The 25,247-nt window shown below is 58.7% G+C and carries 20 protein-coding genes; 6 read left to right on the forward strand and 14 right to left on the reverse strand.

Translation table 11 applies throughout. The annotated features are described in order from the left end of the window. Positions 1 to 121 precede the first annotated feature (121 nt). The 7 genes from GJ699_RS17665 to GJ699_RS17690 form a co-directional block, all read right to left on the reverse strand. Positions 122 to 3,208: an SIR2 family protein gene (locus GJ699_RS17665; RefSeq protein ID WP_154378635.1), complete on the reverse strand. Its 3,087-nt coding sequence runs from the start codon at positions 3,206 to 3,208 to the stop codon at positions 122 to 124. A gap of 770 nt (positions 3,209 to 3,978) precedes the next feature. Then, positions 3,979 to 4,668, reverse strand: a complete 690-nt coding sequence (locus tag GJ699_RS17670) for a hypothetical protein (RefSeq protein ID WP_154378637.1) — start codon at positions 4,666 to 4,668, stop codon at positions 3,979 to 3,981. Further along, the gene (locus GJ699_RS34620; RefSeq protein ID WP_229262151.1) at positions 4,655 to 4,891 is read right to left on the reverse strand and encodes a tyrosine-type recombinase/integrase; all 237 of its coding nucleotides are present in this window, start codon (positions 4,889 to 4,891) and stop codon (positions 4,655 to 4,657) included. The genes GJ699_RS17670 and GJ699_RS34620 overlap by 14 nt, the downstream gene beginning before the upstream one ends. Before the next feature lie 45 nt (positions 4,892 to 4,936). Continuing rightward, positions 4,937 to 5,146: a site-specific integrase gene (locus tag GJ699_RS34625; RefSeq protein ID WP_229262152.1), complete on the reverse strand. Its 210-nt coding sequence runs from the start codon at positions 5,144 to 5,146 to the stop codon at positions 4,937 to 4,939. Positions 5,147 to 5,307: 161 nt separating this feature from the next. Next, positions 5,308 to 5,973: a competence protein CoiA gene (locus GJ699_RS17680; protein ID WP_154378639.1), complete on the reverse strand. Its 666-nt coding sequence runs from the start codon at positions 5,971 to 5,973 to the stop codon at positions 5,308 to 5,310. A 27-nt stretch (positions 5,974 to 6,000) separates the two neighbouring features. Then, on the reverse strand, positions 6,001 to 6,546 hold the full coding sequence (locus GJ699_RS17685) for a hypothetical protein (RefSeq protein WP_154378641.1): 546 nt from the start codon (positions 6,544 to 6,546) through the stop codon (positions 6,001 to 6,003). Positions 6,547 to 6,675: 129 nt separating this feature from the next. Then, positions 6,676 to 7,899 (reverse strand): DNA-binding protein, encoded by a 1,224-nt coding sequence (locus GJ699_RS17690; RefSeq protein ID WP_229262153.1) that lies wholly within the window; start codon positions 7,897 to 7,899, stop codon positions 6,676 to 6,678. Between the two features lie 23 nt (positions 7,900 to 7,922). Between GJ699_RS17690 and GJ699_RS17695 the strand changes: the two genes are divergently transcribed. Both GJ699_RS17695 and GJ699_RS17700 read left to right on the forward strand, forming a co-directional pair. Then, positions 7,923 to 8,894, forward strand: a complete 972-nt coding sequence (locus tag GJ699_RS17695) for a DUF4238 domain-containing protein (protein WP_195763573.1) — start codon at positions 7,923 to 7,925, stop codon at positions 8,892 to 8,894. After that, positions 8,884 to 9,810, forward strand: a complete 927-nt coding sequence (locus GJ699_RS17700) for a site-specific integrase (protein ID WP_154378647.1) — start codon at positions 8,884 to 8,886, stop codon at positions 9,808 to 9,810. Before GJ699_RS17695 ends, GJ699_RS17700 begins: the two co-directional genes overlap by 11 nt. Positions 9,811 to 9,884: 74 nt before the next feature. Here the strand turns inward: GJ699_RS17700 and GJ699_RS17705 are convergent, their stop codons facing one another. From GJ699_RS17705 to GJ699_RS17735, 7 genes are all read right to left on the reverse strand, one after another. Then, positions 9,885 to 13,049, reverse strand: coding sequence for an efflux RND transporter permease subunit (locus GJ699_RS17705; RefSeq protein ID WP_154378649.1), 3,165 nt, complete (start codon positions 13,047 to 13,049; stop codon positions 9,885 to 9,887). After that, positions 13,046 to 14,629, reverse strand: coding sequence for an efflux RND transporter periplasmic adaptor subunit (locus tag GJ699_RS17710; RefSeq protein ID WP_154378651.1), 1,584 nt, complete (start codon positions 14,627 to 14,629; stop codon positions 13,046 to 13,048). The genes GJ699_RS17705 and GJ699_RS17710 overlap by 4 nt, the downstream gene beginning before the upstream one ends. Continuing rightward, positions 14,626 to 15,951 carry a TolC family protein gene (locus GJ699_RS17715; RefSeq protein WP_229262154.1) on the reverse strand — a complete coding sequence of 442 codons (1,326 nt, stop codon included), beginning with the start codon at positions 15,949 to 15,951 and terminating at the stop codon, positions 14,626 to 14,628. Before GJ699_RS17715 ends, GJ699_RS17710 begins: the two co-directional genes overlap by 4 nt. 74 nt (positions 15,952 to 16,025) lie before the next feature. Next, positions 16,026 to 16,424, reverse strand: coding sequence for a hypothetical protein (locus tag GJ699_RS17720; RefSeq protein WP_154378653.1), 399 nt, complete (start codon positions 16,422 to 16,424; stop codon positions 16,026 to 16,028). A gap of 79 nt (positions 16,425 to 16,503) precedes the next feature. Beyond that, on the reverse strand, positions 16,504 to 16,881 hold the full coding sequence (locus GJ699_RS17725; RefSeq protein WP_154378655.1) for a hypothetical protein: 378 nt from the start codon (positions 16,879 to 16,881) through the stop codon (positions 16,504 to 16,506). Between the two features lie 38 nt (positions 16,882 to 16,919). Then, positions 16,920 to 17,996 (reverse strand): cation efflux transmembrane domain-containing protein, encoded by a 1,077-nt coding sequence (locus tag GJ699_RS17730; RefSeq protein WP_229262155.1) that lies wholly within the window; start codon positions 17,994 to 17,996, stop codon positions 16,920 to 16,922. Between the two features lie 51 nt (positions 17,997 to 18,047). After that, the gene (locus GJ699_RS17735; protein ID WP_154378657.1) at positions 18,048 to 18,452 is read right to left on the reverse strand and encodes a MerR family transcriptional regulator; all 405 of its coding nucleotides are present in this window, start codon (positions 18,450 to 18,452) and stop codon (positions 18,048 to 18,050) included. A gap of 111 nt (positions 18,453 to 18,563) precedes the next feature. Between GJ699_RS17735 and GJ699_RS17740 the strand changes: the two genes are divergently transcribed. From GJ699_RS17740 to GJ699_RS17755, 4 genes are all read left to right on the forward strand, one after another. Then, positions 18,564 to 19,760 carry a TolC family protein gene (locus tag GJ699_RS17740; protein ID WP_195763574.1) on the forward strand — a complete coding sequence of 399 codons (1,197 nt, stop codon included), beginning with the start codon at positions 18,564 to 18,566 and terminating at the stop codon, positions 19,758 to 19,760. Positions 19,761 to 19,763: 3 nt separating this feature from the next. Further along, positions 19,764 to 20,993: an efflux RND transporter periplasmic adaptor subunit gene (locus GJ699_RS17745; protein ID WP_154378661.1), complete on the forward strand. Its 1,230-nt coding sequence runs from the start codon at positions 19,764 to 19,766 to the stop codon at positions 20,991 to 20,993. A gap of 36 nt (positions 20,994 to 21,029) precedes the next feature. Beyond that, complete coding sequence (locus tag GJ699_RS17750) at positions 21,030 to 24,209, forward strand: efflux RND transporter permease subunit (RefSeq protein WP_154378664.1); 3,180 nt, start codon at positions 21,030 to 21,032, stop codon at positions 24,207 to 24,209. A gap of 131 nt (positions 24,210 to 24,340) precedes the next feature. Continuing rightward, a complete protein-coding gene (locus GJ699_RS17755) occupies positions 24,341 to 25,096 on the forward strand; it encodes a TIGR02391 family protein (RefSeq protein WP_154378666.1) in 756 nt (251 codons plus the stop codon). Positions 25,097 to 25,247: the final 151 nt, after the last annotated feature.

The raw sequence follows: 25,247 nt of genomic DNA on the forward strand, positions 1-25,247 counted from the left end.
TAAAAACAGCTCAACTGAGCCCATGAAACGGAGGAGATCACGACAGTATACTGGCTGAAAAATCACATCAAAAGAGCGGGTCGGAATTCAATGCAAATTCCGGGTCAGAGTTCAATGCAATTCAACACGCCGCTTGCAAAAAGAGCGGTCTAAGTAGATTTGCGGCTACGCCCGTTGCGGCATTTCCAGTCGCTCGACTTTCGGCAACGGCAGCAAGAATTGGCGACTTAAATACGCGACTTGCCAGTGCCGACAACACCCCAACCTCCACCAACGTCGCGCGGAGCACTTTGCCTTGCATATCAATTGAATTAAATTTCGGAAGCAATGATCTCTGTGTCGCTCTGCGATCCATCGAAAGTAGAAAGCTGACGTCCCTGGCGAATACTCCGCACGCAAAAAAACCCGCTGGAGTCGAAGATACCATTACCTTTTCCGCTCGCAGCATCAAGGAAGACACCAATTTAGAATCGTTAGCCTGTCGCGCCTGATCAAGGTGAAGTATCAGGTGGCGGGCATGACGACCGGCAGCAGTATTTATCACGCGGTCATAGAAACGCTCTCCATCCTCTAGTTCCAGTTTTTCAGTATCTTCATGCCCTTCTAAAACTAGCCATAGGCGATCCCACCACGTCAGGTCGGGGGCAGTGGGCCAAAGATCTACTAACCGGTTAACAAGTCCACCGACAATGTTGCTGCCCGAACGTCTGAAGCGACGGAATACCAAAAGGGCCACGCGTTCGCGGATGGCCTTCGCGTCATCGCTCTCGTTTTGCGGAGCCCAAGAAATCGCACCGATGAGGTCGGACCACAGACCAAGATTTTTCGCGTTCTCGCGACTGGCCGCCAACGTTTGAAATGCTCCGACAGGATCGGCAGCACAGTATGCACTCCAATTGCGCTGTACATCCGGATCCCAAGCACCTTGCTCAGAAAGGGCTTTTTCAAGCCGCTCTTCAGGAGGCGTGCTTAGCAGCACCTGTGCATTCCCCGCCACATACGTCACGCCAAACGAGTATGTAGTGAATAAGTCCCGATCCTCGTAGTCCCGCCCTTCAATATGAAGACTGGCAGCGATTTTTCGCAACAATGTGCGACCTGCTCCGGTTAGCGCCCCCGCGCGATCTATTGCTTTTAATCGCAACCACATTTCCCGGCTTCTAGCATTCGGTCGCCAATCAGTTTCGCCATTCTCGCTAAGCTTAGGAAAAAGCTTCGGTCCCTCCTTGCCGATACGTCGCCAGAGCTGGGCTACCGACTCTGTAGACGCCTCTCCAATGCGTTCTTCCAGCGCCAAAATTAATTCTCGGCGGATTCCCCAAAACTGATCATGAGACAATTTGGTCAAGATCGTTGCAACCTCGTCCCCTGAGTACAATAATCGATTTCGTAGGCAATGCAGCCAAAGCCGCGCGCCAAGCTTTCCTGGCAATCTTCCGAGCATTTCAACCGCGGCTTTTACTTCCTGCGTATTTGTCTTCGCGAGAACTGCCACTAGGGTGGTCGTCAACATGACCAAGTCGGCTAGACCGTAGTGGTGACCGTTTTGCGCATGCTCTTCCACTGCCGGCACATCTAAATCAAAACGGTCCCAATCGGAGTCAACTAGTTCGACGTCACGTGCCTCGTAGAGAACAGAACGCACTGCAAATACTGCGAGCTGAAAAATCCGCTCCGCGTGTGCTGGTAGCTGTAGCAAGGCAACCCGGAGACGCGCTGATTCCCGTTCCTCTGGCGCGCGCATCTCGACCCATAATAGCTCTGCCAGTTTCGCTGGTTTAAGCGCGGGTGGCTTCGTCACGTCAGACCATTTCGCGCGGTCCTTCACAGTGACGACAGGTCGCATGCAATCAATTGCGGCACGCAGATCGGAATCGCTGACGTTACCGGATTTTACCCTTTGCAGTACCTGCATTCCAATCGAGTAAACTTCACGTACTGGCGCCGCAGCTTTTGCAATAACATCCCACGCCTTTACGTACACAGGTGGGATGTGTTCCCGAAGCCGCAATTTTAAACTGAGGCTTCGGGAAAAATCCGGCCCGAGTTTTGTGTGCCATTGAACGGCAGTTTCGATATGAATGTGGCTTGTCCATCCTCGCGCCAGCCATGACGGCAAAGAGCGCGCCATGTCTTCTTTATTTACGAGACGTTCCGCATATAAAAAATCAAACCAGGATGGATCCCGAATTGAGACAACGGCAACCTCTAAGAGGTCAATTTTGCCCTCAAATAGCCACTTGACAGTAACTTTTGCGGCCTCATCGGCACTTGCGAATGGCATTGATAAGATCTGGCCAGCCCTTTCTCGCCTTACAGCAGCAGGCGACTCAACCAAACGGGCAAGGAGTTTGAGGTCGTCCCACAATGCCGCGTGCCCCCTGCGCGTTTTCCGATAGGACAGGGGAGTGACAGCAAGAGCTGACCAGCGCGCCTCGGACTGCGAACTATGACTTTCCACGCCATCAAATGCGTACACTGATCTGATATCTTTGAAGCGCTGTCGATCAGCGTCGAGAACGTTGAGAAAATATCGAACGGACGCATCACCAGCGCTATAGCCGATCAGTACCAACGTTTTGCACCGGAGTAAATCGAACAAGAAACGCGACGCTCCGCCAGACCGCATATAGACGTCGCCGTAGGCAGCACTGGTTAGTACAAGTGGCGTGGAACTCAGTCCTAGTTCGGTGTCCTCAATCCTTCCATGTATGTGGATAATGCCGCCGAAATCAGGAACTCCGGGCGAGGGCAGCGATTGTGAGGCATAGCTCGCCTGCTTACCTACGCCAACACCGTCGAGTCGTTCCAGCGCCTGTTCGAATAGCGTATCAAAGTTGGTGGTAATAAGGCACACGCGATCGTCAAGATTGCGGGCTAATCGTAGTAACGTTAAATGATTTTCGAGGTTCGGGGAGGGTGGACGAAGGCGCCGCGAGACCGACTCAATCATTGCCGACGGGCGCGATAGACGGCGCTCCAATGATCCGAACGCCTCTTCAAATCGATAAGCGTCTGCAGCTTCTTTCTCTGCGGGCGTTGCATCAACTCCGAGATCGGCATATACCTCGTTTAACAGTCCAGCAAAACCCGGAAGCTGAGGTGCGCTAACGCCAGCGCCACATAAAAAGACGACCTCGCCGTTAATGAAGTCATCCACCAGCTGAGCCGGGAACGCTGGGCCATCGTTGGAAAAACGTATTTCCAAATTACCTCCACTAAAGCGGAACCATAAAAATTTCCGTCAAAACTCAACTGGCGCTATGCGATTGCGTGTTGGCAAGCAAACTTTATCGATTGCTATGCGACATGTAAAGCTCTGGCAGCACCATAGATTCGGCCTTCACAAACGAAAGCGAGAAGGCTGGCAACTCGGCGTCAACCCAGACCGATTGCTGGTACTCCCTGGAACAGCTGCGGTGCGGGCTTGGCTGGCGCAGAAGACATCCGCGATTGCACATCAATCACAGAATACCAAAACATTTCACACTATGAGATCTGTGAATAATGTGCAAAAGATAGGGTGATTCTTATGCACACCATCTCAAACCATGCCGGTATGAGGGATGGCCGGGATTACGAATTTTTTCGCAGAAATTGAACTAACTCGTTGATCTATAATAGAAAACTGCGTTAATGGATAGCTCTCTTTCCTCGACCTATCCGACTTAGTCATCAAGAATCAGAGGCCTTCAGTCCCCGCCTATTTCCAGGAATTTTTGGTGAATTGGCCTTTTTAGCTGCCCAGCAAAAAGGGACGTTTCGCCAAATTTTGATGCTCTCATATAGCGAACACCCATGTAATTGATGCGAACGCCTTGTCACTGGCGTGGCCGCTACTCAAAAACGATTAAAGCTGAGAGTGAAGGACGTCATTTTCGGCGTTTTTGCCAGGTCTCCAGCCCAAACAACGTGACCGTGTGGGCGCAATGAATCGCCAGTCGCGCGTGGCGTGGTTCTAGACACAGAAACGGGATTTCAGCAGCAAGCCAATTCACACCTGTGCCTTATTCCTTCTGCCAGCATCATGGAAATATGAAGGAAAGCTTGCCTCACCTCGCGATATAACTCCGGATCCGAATCACGTTCACCAGGTCCAATAGAAATTTCGCCCAAGACAGAACCATCTTCCAGTCTCTCTGCTGCTTTGAATTGTTGGATGAGTTGGCTGATATGGAAATCAGAAAAATGTATAGCACCTGAAGTTTTTGTATAAACAATAGGTATCCATTTTCCAAGCGGTTTGATCTGCTCAATCAGCCATCGATCAGTCGCGTTCTCCTTCGATTTCTTAAACTTCATGTTCTTAATACTTTTCCCCTGCGCGATATCCTTTGCAAGGGATTCTGCCGACATTCCCTCTGTCTGCTCTGCCCAATACAGGGTGTAGAACCTCGCTAAAGTGTCAAGGTTCAAACGAACGAGTGTCATAGCCATTTGGCCGTTATTAGACTCAACCGACTGGACAAAGGCTTTTTCTAGAGAAAGTGTTCGTCGAATCGCAGCCAGGAGAAAGTGGCGTTCGTGCTCATTTTTTTGCGGAAATGCGAGGACCCTTGCGCACATACCGTACAGGTCGCTCCGCAATTTCTCATACTGATCCCAATCGCCAAATCTTTCGGCAGGGGTAGAATTTACCATCGCGCACTCACTATTATTGTTCATCATTGTCAATCTGCCGTGGCGGCGCCGGCCGGTAGCGCGCAAAGCGGTCACTGCTGTCAATGTAACGCATCGCGCTTTGAATGCTTTTCCAGCCGACGTACTCCATCATGGATTTAGTATCCCAGCCGTCGGCTGCGGCCCAGTTCGCAAAACCGCGACGCAGGGAGTGTCCGCTGTATCCGTCGGCGTCGTCAATGCCGGCTTTACTAAAAATCGAGCGAAGCAAAGGTATCAGGCTGTTGGAATGCAGGCCATCATCCCCGACATGCCCTCAGCGGTCAATGCTGCGAAATGCGGGGCCGATCTCGATGTGCGCCAGCGAGACCCAGTCCAGATAGGCAGACACCGGGCATAGACGTGCCAGTGCCGGCGCGTGGAACGTGACACCCTTGTGCTGGCGGTCCCCCTTCGTGCGCGGAAAGAAGCAGCTCATGCCTTCGCCGGCGGCGACTTGAACATGCTCGGCCTGCAGGCTGGTCAATTCATCACCGCGAAAGCCGCGCCAGAAGCCCAATAAGAGGGTGTGCCGGGATAAGGGTGGAAATGACACATAAGCGATAAAGTAATAAAGAGTTAAATCGTTATGCTTTTACTGCTCATTGAATGAGACGAGCTTCGAGCTGTCAAAATGCGGAAAGCGCTCTACCAGATGGATGCTGGCCCACCGGCCCCGCTGAAGTCCGATGTTCCTGAACTGGCTAGTTTTACAAAGGCGGCAACATCAACAATGCCTGCGAGTCCACGCTTGGTTTTTGGGTCAAACTGCAAAATGCGCCAGAAACCATGCTCTGCCCCAAAATCAATGAACACCGGCTTGATGGTGTGCCAACGTAAAAACAGCGTGCTTTTACCAAACCACTGGAACTGCGCTGTGCCGTCTTTCCCTATCTTTTCACGCATGTTCGAGAAATTAAATCGGTCTGCATCGTTCTTGCAGCCGTCTACAACCCAGACCATTTTCTGATGGAAATGCTCTCGGGCCTTGACCTCGTCGAGCGTAATGGTCGACCGCTGGAATTCGAGTACCAGGCCGAAGGCAGTTTTTACATCTGCGATGTGCAGTTCTCCTGATTCGGCATCGCGCGCGGGGATTTCCTGCCACTCAGTCGGAAAGCGATTTTTCCAGGCGCGATGCCATTCCGTTTCCGATTCCCACCAAGGGTCGCAATGAATTCGTGATACATGGGCCCAATGCCAGGTGATGTATTTTCCGCATTTGGATACAACCTCGGCGCCGCAACCCGGGCAAGTAGCCCTCAGTTTCGGAGCCGCCTCGACTCGTTGGCCCGCCAAAAGAGCAAATCGCATGTTCTTCCTTTGTGTCGGGATAAAATCTCACTCTAAGTCATCGGCTGTTACCAGCCCCAAATCCAGTAGTAATCTTCCCCAAACAAAACCCATCATCATCACGAGATCCGGACCTGATATGCTGTTGTTCCGTGTGCGGACCATAATTTCCTGGACCGCGGCGGGTTCATTTCCGATCGAGGCAGGGTCTACCTGGAAATCGATCTCCGTTATCACTTCAGGACCGCCATTCGCGTTCATGACAAAATGCTTCGCGGCAGTCGCTAGTTGAAAACTCATGCTCATCCACGGGCTATTCGTCGTGAGAAACGAACCGAAATCCTTCACTCCCCTGATCTCGCGGCCGGCAAAACGATGCAGCTCATCTAGACGCCCGGCGTCGCGCAGCGCGACGTACACCCAATCTTTCATTTGCCATGCCGTAGTGATCGCATTCATTACGGCATAAGCGCGCTCAGTGAGGTCATCTGGAGGCGCCTGGCGAAGTGATATCGCCTCAAACCTGAGTTTTCGGTACAGGTCGCACGGAGTTTGCAGAGAGAATGTACGACCGTTACTGGCTTCAGGCGGCATGGTTAACCCCGGTGCTTGGCTGCACAAAAATGATTATCCCGACTTAAAAACGATTACAAATGCCTTCACAGGCCAAAAAACGATTATAACGATATCCGTTTCGCAATAAAATGCAGTATCCCACCTGGCTCAGCTTTTAGAATCTGCCGCACTTGCAGTGGTCGCTATCTTGTCCAGATAAGCACGCAGTTGCTCCCCAATCTGTTCGTGAGCCGTTGCTTTTGCGTTTGCCCGCGCCAGTTGTATCTCAAGCTCGCGGGTGCGTGCATGCGCAGGCTCAATCAGCGCGTTTGCGGCTTTCAGCTGCTCAGCGAGTAGTTCGACCTCGGCAATCTTGCTCGCAAGTTGCCGTTCAATGTCTCCAGCACTTTGCTGCATCGCTTGCAGCTGCTCGATCTTCTGTTCCAACTTGCGGCTATTTGTCAGCTGCTCGTAGAGTGATTGCTTAGTGTGGGCCAGCTCGGCGACCAGGCGCGCGCACTCCTGATTCAGCTTCGTGACCTCTTCCTGCTTGGCCCCGGTAGCTAACTGCTGACGCCGCAGCTCAGCCTGTGTTTGTTGTACTTGCTCCTCGTGGCGGCGTTGATCTTGTTCCCGCTGATCCTTCACCGACTGGCGATAATGATCCAGTGCGTCGCGTGCGTGCGTGTGCTTTTCTTCGAGCGATTTCCGATGCTGCTCATTTTCCGCCAGCCGTTCCTTTAAATCCCTAACTTGCTGTTCAGCGGTATGCCTGGCGATCGATTCGGCCTGGAGTTGCGCCTGCGTGTTGGCATGTTCGGCGATCTCCGTGCTGAGGCGAGCCTCCAAGGTGCCCAAGGTTTCTCGCGCGGCGCTTAACTCACTCTCCAGCAAGTTCCGAGCTTGAACCTGTGCCCGCTCGCGGCTGTCCAGCTGCTCTTTGGCGTGCGCGACGCCGGCGTTCGCTTCCTCCTGCAGCCTGCCGGCGAGACGCTCAACCAGATCCTGGATTGCATCGCTGATCGATGCTTTCTGAGGGCCGGCGCCTTCTTCCTCTTCGAGTTCCTTGAGGTACTTATGGATGGTAGTTTTCGATCCGGTATTGCCTAGCGCCATACGTACGGCATCGATGGATGGATATTGCGACTGGGCGATCAGGCTATCCCGAGCCCGTTTCACATCCGACTTGTAAAGTCCCGATCTGGCCATGCTTCCTCCATTAAATTTGATACTGCAATACGTACTACGTAAATACATACTAATTTTATCGCCAAATTTGAATTCATGTGCCTGAAATTTAGCACTTGATAATGTCACATTATCACGCCTGTGCGCCAAAAATCGCGTTAAAATCGTCCGAAACCAGTACATTTCGCGGATCAGTCCCAACAAACCGTCTTTTTTGGAAAATCGACATGAATGGTATCGCCCGCATGCATCACTGGGTGCCCCAGTGCTATCTGAAGGGCTTCGCGCGCAGCCCCAGCAAAAAGGCGCAGCTATTTGTGTTCGATCGCAAGACGCAGCGCACCTTTATTTCTCACCCTAGCGGCATCGCCGGCGAGCGCGATTTCAACCGCATCTCCTCTGAAGGATTTGATCCCAATTACATGGAGACGCAATACGCCTTATTTGAAAGCGAGTTGGCGTTGGTGCTGCGTCGCATGTGGCAGGATCGTCGGCCGGCCGTCGGCGAAGATCTAAACCTATTGCTGAACCTGATTTCGTTACTCGCGGCACGTAATCCACGCATGCGTGAAAATGTTCGTGACTTCAGTGAGCGAGTTATTAAGCAAATGATGCATCTGTCCGTCGCCACGGAAGAACGCTACGAGGCCACATTTGGTCGGGCAGTTAAGGACGGGCACGTAGCCCCAAATCCGGAGGTTGACTATCAATCCATGAAGGAGTTCATCGATGGCGAACAGTACAAGATCACGATGGCCACAACCCGGCATGTCGAAAACGAATTGCACATGCACGAGTCGATTTTGGACTTGCTCGGGCATAGGCAGTGGTGTTTGCTGCGTGCTGCGCCTGGCAGCGGTGGATTTGTCACGTCAGACCACCCAACCTGTCTTATCTGGACCCAGCAGCGCGACCGCGGCTTCTTCAGCTCACCAGGTTTCGGCCTCAAAGGAACCGAAGTAGTATTCCCAGTGTCGCACGACTTGGCCATAGTTGGCCTGTTCGAGCGCATTCCCGATGTGCGCGACGTCGGACCAGATATAGTTGCTCATATCAACGGGATCGTCGCGCATTACAGCGATCGCCAGGTCTACGCACGCGACGATAAGTTCGTATTCATGCTGCCCGATGGTCGAGTTGCACGTGGCGCCGATCTGCTACGGCATCTCCCCAAAGGAGAGAAAACCGATGGACACTGACGATATCGACCGTTACCTTGATGCCGCGAACCGCAGCAATACCAACCGCAGCTACCAAGGCGCTCTACGGCATTTTGAGGTCGAATGGGGTGGATTTCTGCCAGCCACGCCAGATAGCGTCGCCCGCTATCTGGCACACTATGCTGACTCACTCGCTATCAATACGCTCCAGCAGCGGCTTGCGGCACTCGCCAAATGGCATAACGAACAGGGTTTTGCTGACCCCACCAAGGCGCCAATCGTACGCAAGGTTCTGAAGGGAATACGCACACTGCATCCAGCGCAGGAAAAACAGGCGCGACCAATCCAGCTAGAGCAACTACGCTCTCTCGTCGACTGGCTTGATTCCCAGATTGCTGACGTTGGCATCGGACCAGCATCGCTACGCTACCGCCGCGACAAAGCACTCGTGCTGCTGGGATTCTGGCGCGGGTTTCGTGGTGACGAACTGACGCGACTTTGCATCGAACACGTCAAGGCTGTCGCCGGCGAAGGTATGTCCTGCTTCCTGCCGTTTTCAAAAGGCGACCGCCAGGCACATGGCATGACGTTCCGCGCACCGGCGTTGCTGAGCCTTTGCCCAGTCGACGCCTATCTGGATTGGATCGCTGCTGCAAAACTAACGGATGGGCCTGTATTTCGCGCTATCGATCGCTGGGGCAATGTGGGCACCGAGGGCTTGCATATCAACAGCTTGATTCCCTTGCTTCGCTCGCTGCTCGACGATGCCGCCATACCGCACGCCGACGAGTACACTAGCCACTCATTGCGCCGTGGTTTCGCCAATTGGGCAACAGGCAGTGGCTGGGATATGAAGACACTGATGGAGTACGTAGGTTGGCGTGACGTCCACTCAGCTATGCGGTATGTGGAGGCGGCAGATCCGTTCGCCAGCGTACGCCAGCCCAACGAATAATTAGGTCAAAGCACAAGAACATGAATGCCCAGTTGCAGGAGCTTCCCGCATCTGGGCAGTGACCATGTACTAAATCAATCCCGGCGCATTGCGCTAGGGGGCGCCGCGTGCGCCTTATCACGCTGCCGCCGGCGCAATATCAGGTATGCCGCAGGCACCACAAGCATGGACAACAATGGCGCCGTGATCATTCCCCCGACCATCGGCGCCGCAATGCGCTGCATGACTTCGGAGCCTGTCCCGCTACCGAACATTATTGGCACCAGTCCCGCCAGAATGACGGCAACGGTCATCGCCTTGGGGCGCACGCGCAGTACGGCACCTTCGCCGATCGCGTCCAGCAGGTCTTCAACGCTGGTTTTGCCGGCCTGTATGCGAGCATCCCAAGCCTGTTTCAAGTACAGCTGCATGATCACGCCAAACTCGGCCGACACCCCCGCCAGGGCGATAAATCCCACGCCCGACGCGATAGAAAGGTTGTGACCCAACAGCCATAGCAGCCACACGCCGCCTGCCAACGCAAAAGGCAGCGTCGCCATGATCAATGCAGCTTCATCAAAGCGCTTGAAGATCAGGTACAGCAGCACCACGATGATCGACAAGGTCGCCGGCACCACGATCTTGAGCCTGGCCGTGGCCCGTTCAAGGTATTCGAATTGCCCAGACCAGGAAACGGAGTAGCCGGGCGGAAGCCGAACTTCCTTGGCGACCACCTGCTGCATCTCGTGTACCGCCGAGCTGAGATCGCGTCCGCGAATATCAATATACACCCAGCCAGACAGGCGTGCGTTCTCGCTCTTTAACATTGGCGGACCATCCTCGATGCGGATGGCGGCGACGTCTCCGAGGCGAATCTGCGCGCCGCGCTCAGTGAGCACCGGTAGCTCGCGCAATTTCTCGACCGAGTCGCGCACCTCGCGCGGGTAGCGGACGTTGATCGGGAAGCGCTGCAAGCCTTCGACGGTTTCACCGATATTGTCGCCCCCGATTGCCGACGACACGATGCTTTGCACGTCGGCGATATTCATGCCGTAGCGGCCTGCAGCGTCGCGGTCGATCTGCACATCGATGTAGCGGCCACCGTTCAGACGCTCGGCCAGCGCGGAGGACACACCGGGTACATTTTTGACGGCCCGTTCGACTTCGCCGGTGATGCGATCGATTTCCTTCAAGTCGACGCCGGCGACCTTCACACCCACCGGGCTCTTGATGCCGGTGGCCAGCATGTCGATCCGATTGCGAATGGGCGGTACCCAGATGTTCGACAGCCCCGGCACCTTCACGGTGCGGTCCAGTTCTTCGACCAGCTTATCCGGCGTCATACCCGGGCGCCACTGGTCACGCGGCTTGAACTGGATCGTGGTCTCGAACATCTCCAGCGGCGCCGGATCGGTGGCAGTTTCGGCCCGGCCAGCCTTGCCGAACACACTTTGAACCTCCGGCACCGTTTTTATTAGACGGTCGGTTTGCTGCAGCAACTCGGCAGCCTTGCCAATCCCAATGCCGGGCAAGGCCGAAGGCATGTACAGCAGGTCGCCCTCATCAAGCGGTGGGATGAATTCGCCTCCCAGGCGTACCAGCGGCCAGATGGTCGCCATAGTGACGATACCGGCCGCCACCAACGTCGTCTTCGGATATTTCAGCACGCGCTCCAGCAACGGTCGGTACAACCGGATCAGTGCGCGATTGAGCGGATTGCTTTGTTCGTCCGGGATACGGCCACGAATCAGGTAGCCCATCAACACGGGGATCAGGGTAACGGCCAAGGCGGCCGCGGCGGCCATTGCATAGGTCTTGGTGAAGGCCAATGGCGCAAACAGCTTGCCTTCCTGCGCTTCGAGCGTAAAGACCGGCACGAACGAGAGCACGATGATCAGGAGCGAGAAGAACAGCGCCGGGCCGACTTCGGCGGCGGCCTCACCCACCACGCGCCACTGTTCGTCGCCAGCGAGCGCCTGGTCGGGATGGCGGTGCCTCCACGCCTCGATGTGCTTGTGCGCATTCTCGATCATCACCACGGCCGCGTCGACCATCGCCCCAATGGCGATCGCAATACCGCCCAGCGACATGATGTTGGCATTTACCCCTTGGTAGTACATCACCAGGTAGGCCGCCAGTACACCGAGCGGCAACGAAACGATGGCCACCAGGGCCGAGCGCAGGTGGAACAGGAAAATGGCGCAGACCACGGCCACAACGACAAATTCCTCGATCAGCTTGTGTTCGAGATTGGTCACGGCCCGCTTGATCAGGTTCGAGCGATCATAAGTCGGCACGATCTCCACGCCTGGCGGCAGGCTGGCTTTGAGCTTGTCGAGCTTGGCTTTGACAGCCTCGATGGTCGAAAGCGCGTTTTTCCCTGACCGCATAACGATCACGCCGCCGGCCACTTCGCCTTCACCGTTCAGTTCCGCCACGCCGCGCCGCGTTTCCGGGCCGACTTGTACCCGGGCGATGTCGCCCAGCCTGACCGGCACGCCGCTATCTGTCGTGCGCAGCGGGATCTTGCGGAAGTCGTCGAGCGAGGTCAGGTAGCCCGATGCGCGTACGATGTATTCCGCTTCGCCCAGTTCCAGCACCGATCCGCCCGTTTCCTGGTTGGCCTTTTGTACCGCCTCGATCACCCGGGCATGGGGGATGTTATAGGCGCGCAGCTTATCTGGGTCGAGCTGGATCTGGTATTGCCGCACCATGCCGCCGATGCTGGCCACCTCCGACACATTGGACACCGCTTTGAGTTCGTACTTGAGAAACCAGTCTTGCAGTGCACGCAGTTGTGACAGGTCGAGCTTGCCGCTCCGGTCGACCAGGACATACTCATAGATCCACCCCACGCCGGTGGCGTCAGGGCCAAGTGCTGGCCGCGCCTGTGCTGGCAAACGGGACTGCACCTGGTTGAGGTACTCCAGCACGCGCGAGCGCGCCCAATAAGGATCGGTGCCGTCGTCAAACAGCACGTAGACGAAGGAGTCGCCGAAGAATGAATAGCCGCGCACAGTTTTGGCGCCGGGCACCGAGAGCATGGTTGTCGTCAGCGGATAAGTGACTTGATTTTCCACGATCTGCGGCGCCTGGCCTGGGTAGGTTGTGCGAATGATGACCTGTGTGTCTGACAGGTCCGGGATCGCGTCCAGCGGCGTCTTCGACAGCGCCCAGATGCCCCAGGCGGCCAGACCCGCCGTGGCCAGCAGCACGAAAAACCGGTTCACGATAGACCAGCGTATGAGCTTGGCGATCATCGCTTGCCTCCCTTAGACGCTTTGTCCATCGCCGGCGGCATCGCGTCAGGCTTCATCGCGGCCGGTGCGCTATTGGTAACAGGCGTTACGGCCGTCAGTTGGTAGCCATCCGGCACCTTGCGCATCTCGAAGGCTACCGTGTCGCCGACTGCAACATTGCGTGGCAATCCGTCAGGCGGCGGCTTAAATGCCATCGTCATTGGCCCCCAATGCAGCGAAGGAATCGGTCCGTGGGATAACGTAACGCCCTCCGGGCCGATTTTTTCGACGCGGCCGGTTCCGCGGTGGCTCGCTTCCGCCGTCGGCTTATCGGTTTGCGGCGCAGAAGCTGACGAATCTTCCATCCGGGCAATCGTTCCTTTCAGACTGGCCTCCGAATCGACCAGGAATTGTCCCGAGACGACCACTTTCTGGCCCGCCTGCAATCCTCGGCGAATCTCAGTTTGATTCCCTGCCTGCGCGCCGATTTCGACGTTCACCGGGGTGAACTTGCCGTCGCCGGCGGCCACAAAGACCACACTGCGGGGGCCGGTCAGGATCACAGCTTCGCTGGGTACCAGCAAGCTGCGTTGGCCGGTGGCGGGCGTCAGACTGATGTTGGCGAACATGCCCGGCGCCAGCCGCTCCCCTGGATTGGCCAGTTCGATACGGGCCTTCAAGGTGCGGGTGGCGGCATTAATTTCCGGCAGGAGCGATTCCAGCTTGCCCTGGAACGTTTGCCCCGGCCACGCGGGCGTGCGCGCCGTCACGGCAGCGCCAGGACGTACCTGCCCGGTGGCTGCCTCGGGAATCTCGGCAATGATCCATACGGTCGATAAGCCGTTGATGCGGTACAGCGGTGCGCCAGCGGCGACGGTCAAGCCTTCGCGCGCTGCCAGCTCATCGACGACACCCGATACCGGAGCGTTGATGGTGATCCTGGGATGGACTTTGCCGGTACTGGTGACCAGGCGGATCTGCTCCTCGTTCATGCCAGCCAGTCGCATTCGTTGGAGCGCGGCATCAGCGAGGTCCTGCGCGCCTTGCATGCGACGGGCAGCAAAATATTCCTCTTGTGCCGCCACCCAGTCAGGCACGTACAGCTCTGCCAACGGCTGGCCTTTGCGTACCCGGTCAAGCGATGCGCGCACATAGAGGCGCTCCACATAGCCGCTGGCGCGGGCCTGCACCACGGCGACGTCGCGCTCGTTATAGGCGACACTACCGACTGCTTCCATCGTGCTGGACAGCTTACCTTCCACCACGTCGGCGGTGCGAATGCCCAGGTTTTGCTGGACGCGGGGACTGATGAGTACCTTACCGTTGTCCCCCGATTCGTCGGCAAACATGGGGACGAGCTGCATATCCATGAATGGCGATTTGCCCGGCTTGTCAAACTTCGGCCCCGGTACCATCGGGTCGTGCCAATAGAGAACCTTCTTGCCGGTGGCAGGATCGATTTGGCCGCCAGGGCCGCCCGTGGCTGGCTGGGTAGCACCATGTGTTTCTTGTCGTGCGCCGGCCCAGTAGCCGCCCGCTCCGGCGACGGCGATGACGAGAGCGACGATCGCAGTGCGCGTGATGTTTTTTTTCTGGTTCATTTGATACCTTCAATACTTGCTGTCGGCGCTGGGCCATGCGTAGTCGGAAAGAGGAAATTGAGTTGTGCCCAGAGCCTCGCGGTGTCGGCTTCAAGCTGGAGCGCTGACAGGCGCACGTCCAGTTCGTTGCGCCGTGCCGCGAGCACTTCGCCCAGCGCCGATTTGCCACCTCGATAGGCAGCCAAGGCGGCCTCGCTACGCTCCTGAGCTAAGGGCACCAGCTCGCGGGCATACCGTGCAAGGCGATCACGGTTGGTTTGCCATTCGTTTAGCATGGTGCGCGTCTCGGCGACATGCGAGCGCAGCATCTCGTCGCGCCCGGCCCGGACCTGCTCTGCGGTGGCAAGCTTGGCAGCCAACTCGCGGTCCTGTCGGTTCTTCTGATCCCATTGCAGTGGCACGGAAATGCCGACCGACACCATGTTGGAATAGGCGCCACCGCGCTGCTGGTACGCCACCTCGATACTCCAGTCGGACTTTTTATTGGCTTCGGCCAGCTTGACGTCGAGCGCCGCGATGTCCTCCTGCCGGCGCAGGGCTGCAATTTCAGGATGGTGGTTGAGCTGCGTCTCCAGCGCGACCGGATCGAGGCGCACCGTGTCGATGGCCGGCTCCCCGGCCAATGGCCGGTTACCGGCTTCGCCAACCCAGCGGGTCAGCGTGATCGCGGTGCCGCGCACGCGGCGGACGGCATCATCGTGGCGGTCGTCTAATTGCGCGATATCACCTTTGGCGGCAAGTACATCAGCTTGGCTGCCGCGCCCACCTCGGTAGGCCGCCTCAGCTGCCTGCAACTCGCGCACTGCCTGATCGCGCTGTGCACTGACTACCTCGGCCACCGCCAAGGCGTAATAACGGTCTAGCCAGGCGATGGCGGTATCTCGCTCGATAGCTGCAATGACCACGTCTTTCTCGGCCAGCGCCTTATCGGTTTCGCGAGCATAGCGTTCGCTGCGAAGATGGCGTTTATCTGAGCGCGTCAGCTCTTGCGAGAAACCGATGCGCCGCATGGTCATGAAGTCGGCGGCAACGCTGCCGCGATCGCGGCCCGTCACTGGCAGGTTGTCGATACCGGCCTTCAACACCGGGTCTGGCAGTTGGCCGGCGGCCACCGACATGTCGCGCGATGCGTTCACGGCGGCGTCTTCAGCGACGATCTGGCGTGACCGCTCAAGCGCCATGCGCTGCGCCTCGGCTAACGATAACGGATCGGCGGCAAGAGCCGCCCACGAGGATGTAACGAGTCCGATGGCGACGGCAAGGCGGACCATAGAATATGAATTTGCACGCCCGTTACGGCGTGCGGAAATAAGATGCGGCATGAGGCCTCCACAAGCGTTGAACCACATCGCAGACGCAAACGCGCACGCGACGGCAAATCAAGCGAATGAAGGTGTCAAATACGGAAGCAGCAGTGCCGTATTGACACAGGCGGCGCTATGGCATGGGCCAGGGAGGTGTCTGTCAACGCCGCAATGTCGGTCGGCATCGACACGTCCAGCAGAATAACTGTCTGAACCAGGGTGATCGGATGGAATGGTGGGATCTGCGGCAAGTCCGGCTTGTCGAGCGATTGATGCCCGGTGTGGCCATAGGCGTGGCACAAGCTCGGCTGCGCTTTATCCATACCCGTACAGTTCGCCATTGGAGGCATGCCGGCATCTGCCGTCATCGTCGCGCGCTCGGGCATACTCATGCCTGGGCAAACATAGGACGCCACAGCCAGCTGCGTGAACAGCAAGCTGAACACGGCTATGATGGCCGCAACGAAGCGCGATGTACGGGAAAATTTCATGGTTGGGCCGATTATATCTGCTTTTACACAGCCGTGATCAGTGCCCTCGGTAGCCAATGCGCCGTTCGTGGCACCGGCATTACAGCGGTGGGGCGGTGCGTAGTACTTTCGAAATGCGGGACAAGCCGCCGGCCGAACAGTCGGCCGGCCAAAGCTCAACAACGTCTCCTTCCTTGAGGGAGAAATTCGCCGGTACGGCGGCCACCGCGGTGCGTGTCAGGCGCACGTGCTGGTAGCGAACCAACACAAATCGCTGCTTGGCGTACTGGTCTGGGGGCAGCGCCGCCACGCACGCCGGGCGCTGGGCAGGCGCAGTGTCAGCGCCATACGTAGTGCTGACCACGCCGCGCCGCGCGCCATGCTGCCAATCGACGACACCGAAGGTTGGGTCCGAAGCGCAGCCGGCGAATCCCAGCAAGGCGATCACCGTTACTGCAAAACTGCCTTGCCAATTCATCCTGATTCTCCTTTTCCGCCTCTGCGGCCGACAGCCTATTATTGAAGACGCAGAATGCGGCGCGCGCCGCCCAGCACGATCACACCAATGATGAGGCCAATAATCAGGTCCGGGTAGCGCGAACCGGTCCACGTCACGAGCGCACCGGCGATGATCACGCCCAGGTTGGCAATGACGTCGTTGGCCGAGAAAATATAGCTGGCCTTCATGTGCGCGCCGTGGTCACGTTTTTTGGCGATCAGGATGAGGCACGCGATATTGGCCACCAGCGCGACGGCGCCGATGCCCATCATCGTCACCGACTCTGGTTCACTGCCCGATATGCCACGGCGGATCACCTCGGCAATCGCGCCAATGGCCAGCACCAGCTGCAGCCATCCGGCCAGGTGCGCTGCACGGCGCTTGTGGGCCAGCGACCGCCCGACTGCGAACAGCGCCAGGACATACACCGCCGCGTCGGCGAACATATCCAGCGAATCGGATATCAAGCCGGTCGACTGGGATATCCAGCCCCAGATTATCTCCACCAGGAACATGGTTCCGTTGATAGCCAGCAGCCAGCGCAGCGTGCGGGCCTCGCCAGCGTCATCACGAGATTGCATTGCCGGCACGGTGTCGGCCCGTTCCGTGCTGGTCAGCTCAGCGCCCAACCCAAGAGGCGTGAGACGCTCCAGTAGCGGTTCGGCGTCGCCCGTGTGTGTCACGCGCAGCTGGCGGCCGGCCAGATCAAACTGCAATGCGCTAATGTTTGGGGTATCGGCCAGCGCCATGCGGATGAGATTTTCTTCCGAGGGACAGTCCATCTTCGGAATCGCGATCGTGCTGACGACAACACCGTGTTCGCCGGCCTCAATTTTCCGGCTTTCGCGCAGCTGGGCGCCGAAGTTCAATGGTGCCAACGCATCGACAAGCGACTCGGCCGCGCCGGCATGCTCGATGGTGACAGTGCGTGCGCCAAGGTCGAACTTGAGAGTGCTGATACCGCTGATCGGCGCCAAGGCCAGGCGAATCAGGTTCTCCTCGGATGGGCAGTCCATTTTCGGTACCGACAGGATGCTGCGATGGCGGTCAGCCGTGGACGCTTCGACCCCTTCTAGGGAGATATTCGTATTCATACCCCAAGGCTAGACCTTGAAGTAGCTTCAACGTCAAGCGAATTCGCAGAACTATGCTCTGGGCTGCAATGCGTCGATGATGCGGCAATTGGCCACCGGTCCCCCCTGGCACGAAGCCAGCAAGCCGGTGAGTTGGTCTTTCAGCGCCAATAAATCGGCAATTTTCTGCTCGACGGCGCGTAAGTGTTCGGACGTCATCGCTGTCACCGTGCAGCAATCAGCGTCGCGCTGATCCGAAAACGCCAGCAGGCTACGGACTTGATCGATCGTGAAGCCGATTTCGCGCGCCCGGCGCACAAAGGCCAGCCGGTTAAGATCCTCGGTGTCGTACAGCCGGTAGTTGCTGTCGGTGCGCGATGGCTTGGACAGCAAACCGATTTTTTCATAATACCGGATCGTCGCCGCCGGTGTTTGCGCGGCGCTGGCCAGCTGGCCGATCGAAAAAGATGTCGTCATGTTACTTGACCTTGAAGTGACTATAAGGTTTATAAACCTTACAAAATCACCCGTCAAGCACCCACTATGCCCCTTCGACTATCTCGTACCCTGATTCATGGAATTTTTACGGTGAGCCTGCCTCTAACCACCCTGGCGCAGGATCTGCCGCTGACGCTGCGTGAGGCAGTGGCGCACGCACAAGAGCGCGCTCCGACATTGCGTGGCGCCGATGCCGCAGCAAGGGCAGCCGACGCCGGCGTGGAGGTGGCGGGCTTGCGCCCGAATCCCACGTTGTCCATTGAAGCGGAAAATGTGCTCGGCACAGGCCGCTACAGCGGCTTTGGCGGCGCCGATCGCACTGTGTCCTTGGCCGTGCCACTGGAACTGGGCGGCAAGCGCCAGGCGCGCATCAATGTCGCACAGGCGGAGCGCGCGGCGGCCGGCATCGGACTGACCGGTGCGCGGGCCGACCTGACGCAGCGCGTGACCGAAGCGTTTGTGCGGCTGGCTGCCGCCCAGCGACGGCAGGACATTGCCCATAGCGCCCTGGAGTGGGCCGAGCGTGCCGCCCACGCGGCCCAGGAACGTGTCCGCACCGGCAAAGCGTCCCCGATCGAGGAGCAGCGCGCGCAGGTGCTCAAGCTTGGCGCCGATACACGGTTCGGTAAAGCAGTGCGCGCACTGGCGCTCGCCCATGCCGACCTCACTCAACTGACCGGCGACGCAGCACTCGCTATTTCGGCGTCCTGGTTCGATACGGTCGCACTGGTTGAATCCGCACCGTCCGGGCAACCGTCACTTTCCGTCGTCGCGGCGCAGGCCCAACTGGCTATCGCCAACGCGCGTGTCGATGCGGCCCGGAGAGACCGGATGCCCGATGTGACGATCACGGCCGGCACGCGCCGCTATGGCGATTCTCCCGACAAAGCGGCGGTTCTTAGCCTGTCGATACCGCTACCGCTGTTTAACAGCGGTAGCGGCGCACTGGTGCGCGCTAAGGCGCAGGCGGACCAGGCGAACGCGGAGGGCGAATCGGCGGCCATCGAGGCCCAGCAGGCGCTGGCGCACGCCGTCGCCGACGTTGCCGATGCCCGTGCGGTGGCGCAGACGGCGGCCGGCCCGGCCCTCACTGCAGCGCAGGAGGCGGCCAGGATTGCCCGGTTGGGTTACGCCGAAGGCAAATTTCCTCAGCTTGAAATGATCGAGGCGGAGCGCTCCCTTGCCGAAACGCGTGAAGCGGCGCTTGAAGCGCTGACTGACTACCACCTTGCCCAAGTCCGTCTGGCCCGGCTGCAAGGCAGCATACAACCCATCTACAAGGATTAAATCATGCAAATGCCATATCGTTTGAGCGTTTGCGGCATATTGCTGATCCTGGCAGCGTGCTCGCGCTCTCCCAAGCCCGAAGAAGGCAAGCCCCAAGCTTCCGCCGCTGCGTCGGCCGCGCCAGCAGCAGCGCAAAAACACGCCGACAAAGACAAGGATGACGACGACAAGCCCACTGAGCGCAAAGGCGGCGAAGAAAAGGATGGCAAGGACGCCGATTTTGTAAAACTGTCGGACAAGCAGATCCTGGCCGCCCACATCGAGGTGGCGGCAGTGCGCACGGGATTCGCCGGCGCTGTCGAAGCGCCCGCCGTCATCATCGCCGACCCGCAGCATGCCGCTGTTGTCAGCAGTTCGGTCAGCGGCCGGGTAATTTCAGTGCGCAAGAATTTGGGGGAAAACGTGGCACGAGGCGATATTCTGGCCGTTATCGAAAGCCGTGAGGTGGCCCAGTTCAGCGCCGATGTGGCGTTGGCGCGCCGGCAGCTGGAACTGGCCGACGCCGGGTTTAAACGTGAAGACCGCCTGTACGCAGAAAAGGTGTCCTCGCGCCAGGAATATGAGCTGGCACGATCGGCGCTCGACGACGCCCGTACCCGGCTGCGCCTGGCGCAGCAGCAGCTTGCCACCAGCGGCGGCGCCGAACATAGCGCCCAGCTGACACTGCGCGCGCCCGTCGCCGGCGTCGTCACGGCCCGCCAGGTGGCGCTCGGTGACATAGTCGAGGCCAATGCCAAACTGTTCGAGCTGGCCAACCCAGACCTCCTTTCCGTCGAACTGTCGCTCGCGCCAAGCGATGCCTCGCGCGTGGCGCCCGGTACGCCAATCGAAGTATCGGCCGATGGCCGCTCGGGAACCGGGCATGTGGCTTTCCTCTCGCGGGTGCTGGACCCGGCCACGCGCCAGATCCGGGCCATCGCCACGCTGCCGAACAAGAATGCGCTCTGGCGCATTGGCGAGACGGTGTCCGCCTCGGTGGTGCTCAAGCCCGAATCTTCCGGAGAGCAGATCGCTGTGCCGCGCTCCGCGGTTCAGACCGTCGAGGACAAACCCAGCGTGTTCGTGCGCCAGAAAGACGGCTTTGCAATCAAGCACATCGTGCTCGGCAAGCCTGCAGCCGGGTTTGTCACCGTGCTGTCAGGGCTGGACGGCTCTGAGCGCATCGCCACCAGCAACACCTTCGTTATCAAGGCCGAGCACGGCAAGGGTGAAGCGGGAGGCGACAATGACTAAACAGCCGCATTTCGCGTGGTCGCCGGAGGTGTGGGCATGATCGCGCGGATCGTCAACGTGTCGGTACGCCACCCTTGGGAGATTTTGTTTGCCGCGCTCTTTGCTGCCGTGGTTGGCGCTTTCGCGTTGGTGCGCCTGCCGATTGATGCAGTACCTGACATAACCAACACGCAGGTCCAGATCAACGTGGTGGTGCCGGCGCTGGCCCCGGCCGACGTGGAACGACAGGTAACTTACCCGATAGAGACGGCTTTTGCCGGCATACCGGGACTGGAATCGACGCGCTCGCTGACGCGCCACGGCTTTGCCCAGGTCACGACCGTGTTCAAGGACGGCACGGACGTGTATTTCGCGCGCCAGCAGATCGCCGAGCGCCTGCGTTCGGTGGAACGTGCACTCCCGCCGGGGGCGACAGCCACAATGGGGCCGATCGCCACTGGCCTCGGCGACGTCTACATGTGGACCGTGGAGTTCTCCAATACGCATACCGGTGCCAGCGGTGCCGGCATGGCGCCGGATGGCAGCTACATCACGCCTGCAGGTGAACTGCTGCGCACCGAAAAAGACAAGGCGACCTACCTGCGCACGGTGCAGGACTGGATCGTAGCGCCACAACTCAAAAATACGCCCGGACTGGCCGGCGTGGACGTGATCGGCGGCTACGTCAAGCAGTACGTGGTGACGCCAGATCCGCAGCGCCTGGCGGCACTTGGCATCGGATTGTCCGAACTGGCCGAAGCACTGGAGCGTAACAACACCAGCGTCGGCGCCGGTGTGCTGGTGCAAAACGGTGAGGCACTTACCATCCAGGCCGACGCTCGCCTGACCAACAGCGCTGAGTTGGCCAAGAGCGTCATCGCCACGCGCGGCGGCATGCCCGTGCTGTTATCCCAGGTGGCGCAAGTTGGTGTCGGCCAGGAGATCCGCTTCGGTTCAGCTTCGGAAGGCGGTGTCGAGGTGGTCCTTGGTACCGCCGTGATGCGCATTGGAGAAAACAGCCGCACGGTCGCAGCGGCCGTCGATGCCCGCTTGAAGGAAATTGCCCGCTCGCTGCCGCCCGGCATCGTCATCAAGCCGGTGCTCAATCGGACGCGTCTGGTCGATTCAACGATCAACACCGTCGCCAAGAACCTCACCGAGGGCGCCTTACTGGTCATCGCGGTGCTGTTCGCGCTGCTGGGCAACCTGCGCGCGGCGCTAATTGCCGCCGCCGTCATCCCCGTGACGATGCTGCTCACATCGGCCGGCATGCTGCAGATGGGCCTGTCCGCCAACCTGATGAGCTTGGGAGCCCTCGACTTCGGCCTGATCGTCGATGGCGCGGTCATCGTTGTGGAAAACGTGCTGCGCCGTCTGGCCGAGCAGCAGCATGCCAACGGCGCAATACTGACCCGTGCGCAGCGCTTGGAGGTGGTCGGGGCTGCGGCGCGCGAAATGATCCGACCGAGCGTCTACGGACAGGCCATCATCATTCTGGTGTATGTGCCGCTGTTGACCTTCCAGGGCGTTGAGGGCCGCATGTTCACGCCGATGGCGATCACGGTGATCCTGGCATTGCTGTTCGCGTTCCTGCTGTCTCTCACCGTCGTGCCCGCCGCGATCGCGCTGTGGCTCTCCCGCCCGATCAACCACGCCGACAACAAGCTGGTATCAGCAATCGGCAAACTGTATGCCCCCTGGCTGGACCGAGTGCTGCCGCGCCCCATGTTGACCGCTGGCCTGGCCACGGCCGCTTTTGTCGGCGCGATCGCTTTGTTTCACACGCTGGGGCAGGAATTTCTGCCGACACTAGATGAGCATGACGTCCTGCTGGAGATAGTTCGTATTCCGGGCACATCCCTGGATCAAAGTCAGGCGATGCAGTTTGAGGTAGAAAAGGCGGTGACCAAGGTGCCGGAAGTAGAACTGGCATTTTCGCGCACCGGTACGGCCGAACTGGCGTCCGACCCGATGCCGCCGAATCAGGCCGACACCTTTGTGACCATCAAGGATCGCTCCCAGTGGCCAGACCCATCGCTGAGCAAGAGCGAACTGATAGAGAAGATCGAACGCGCTCTGGCGGATATTCCTGGGCAGAATTACGAGTTGACCCAGCCAATCCAGATGCGCTTCAACGAATTGCTTGCCGGCGTGCGCGGCGATATTGCCATCAAGGTCTACGGCGACGATTTTGCGTCCATGCTCAAAGTGGCCGACAAAGTCGCCGACCAGCTGCGCGCAATTGAGGGCGCGACGGGCGTACGCGTGGAGCAAGTACAAGGCATGCCACGGCTTGACGCCCAGCTCGATCGCGATGCGATGGCCCGTGTCGGGCTCACGGCAAAGGACGTATTCGATACGCTGGCTGTGGCTGTGGCGGGTCGCGAGGCTGGCCAGATCTATGAGGGAGACCGCCGGTTCGATGTGGTGGTGCGCCTTACTGACAGCGCGCGCAACGATATCGAGGCGCTACGCCAGCTGCCCGTGCTGACACCTGCCGGCAAGTTTGTCCCGCTTGGTGCGGTTGCTCGGCTGGAATTGGCCAAAGGAGCAGGCCAGATCAGCCGCGAGAACGGCAAGCGGCGCGTGGTCGTGCAGGCGAACGTGCGCGGCCGTGATATCGCCAGCGTGGTCAAGGATGCACAGGCAGCGATCGATGCCAAGGTACCTCGTCCTCCGGGCGTCTGGCTGACATGGGGCGGCCAGTTCGAAAATCTGGAGCGCGCCCGCCTGCGGTTGGCCGTGGTGGTGCCAGCCTGTTTCTTGCTGATCGTTGGCGTCCTGTATTCGGCAGTGGGCTCCTGGCGCGCGGCGGCGGTGGTCTTCACCGGCGTGCCGCTGGCCTTGATCGGCGGCGTGCTGGCACTCTGGCTGCGTGGCTTGCCGTTCTCCATTTCTGCCGCAGTCGGTTTCATCGCGCTCTCTGGCGTGGCCGTCCTGAACGGGCTCGTGATGGTTGGCGCGATCGACGAATTGGCCAAGACGCAGCCTTGGAAGGATGCGGTGCGCCTTGGGGCGTTGCGCCGCCTGCGGCCGGTGCTGATGACGGCGCTGGTGGCGTCGCTCGGTTTCGTGCCGATGGCCTTGGCCAACGGCGCCGGCGCCGAGGTGCAGCGCCCGCTGGCGACGGTTGTGATCGGCGGTCTCCTCTCGACCACGCTGCTTACGCTCTTGGTGCTGCCCGCGCTCTACGCCAGGTTCGGCAAGCCAGTGCGGCAAGGCGACGCTGTACACTGATTTCAAATCTGCAATTAAATAATCGTTTTTTTGCAAAATGGCCGATTTCTAATGATTTTTGAGTCGCAATAATCGTTCTTGGGTAGGATCGGCCGGATTTATGTGCGGGTACAGGCGGTTGTCGTCTGTCCATGAAAATCAGCCACACGGAGGTGTTGATGCGCTCGTTAGCGGAGGAAATCCCCGATATCCAGGTTTTGCTGGCCTTGGCGCCGGAGGAGTTGGCCTACACGGTGCTGCGCATGGGAAGCCTCAATGATCAGAATGGTCTGTTCCACCCAGCCTCATTCGAAGCGCAGCCGAACGGGCCACGGTATCCCCAAGAGCGGGCTGCGCAAGCCGCAGTTGCACTTGGGGAGGCGTTGGCGTGGCTGACGGTGAACATCCTCGTCATGCCGGCGCCGGGCATCAACGGGAACAACGGCCATTTGATGATCACGCGCCGCGGACGCGAAGCCCTGCAGCGGCAGGCATTTGACCAGTACCGGCAGGCTGCCGCTTTCCCCAAGACACTGCTGCATCCCCAGATCGCTGACCAGGTGTGGCTGAATCTCGCCCGCGGCGACTATGCCACTGCCGTCTTTCTGGCATTCCGGGCTGTTGAAGAAGCAGTCAGGGAGGCTGGGGGCTTCCGGCCAGAAGACATAGGTACCCGCCTCATGTTCAATGCGTTTAGCCCCGCCAACGGCCCATTGACCGATCAGAACCCCAACGCGCCCGCCGCCGAGAAGGAGGCGCTGGCCAGCTTATTCGCCGGCGCCATCGGATCGTACAAGAACCCGCACTCGCATCGTACCGTCGCGATCGTCGACCCGGCAGAGGCACAGGAGATGGTACTGCTGGCGTCGCACCTACTGAGGATCGTTGACGCACGGCGGCGCCATTAGCGGCGCAGCTGATGAACCGAATGCAGGTCACAGGTGAGCCGATCAAGGTCACGGTTGAGCCGTTCTAGCTCACCCGTGAGCTAGTTGAGGTCACGCCTCGCGAAGTTGCGCTACAGGACGTTCTCTGCACCTGTTTTTACGCATTTATTTG

It is taken from the genome of Duganella guangzhouensis (assembly GCF_009674535.1).
In the GTDB taxonomy this organism is placed as follows: domain Bacteria; phylum Pseudomonadota; class Gammaproteobacteria; order Burkholderiales; family Burkholderiaceae_D; genus Rugamonas; species Rugamonas guangzhouensis.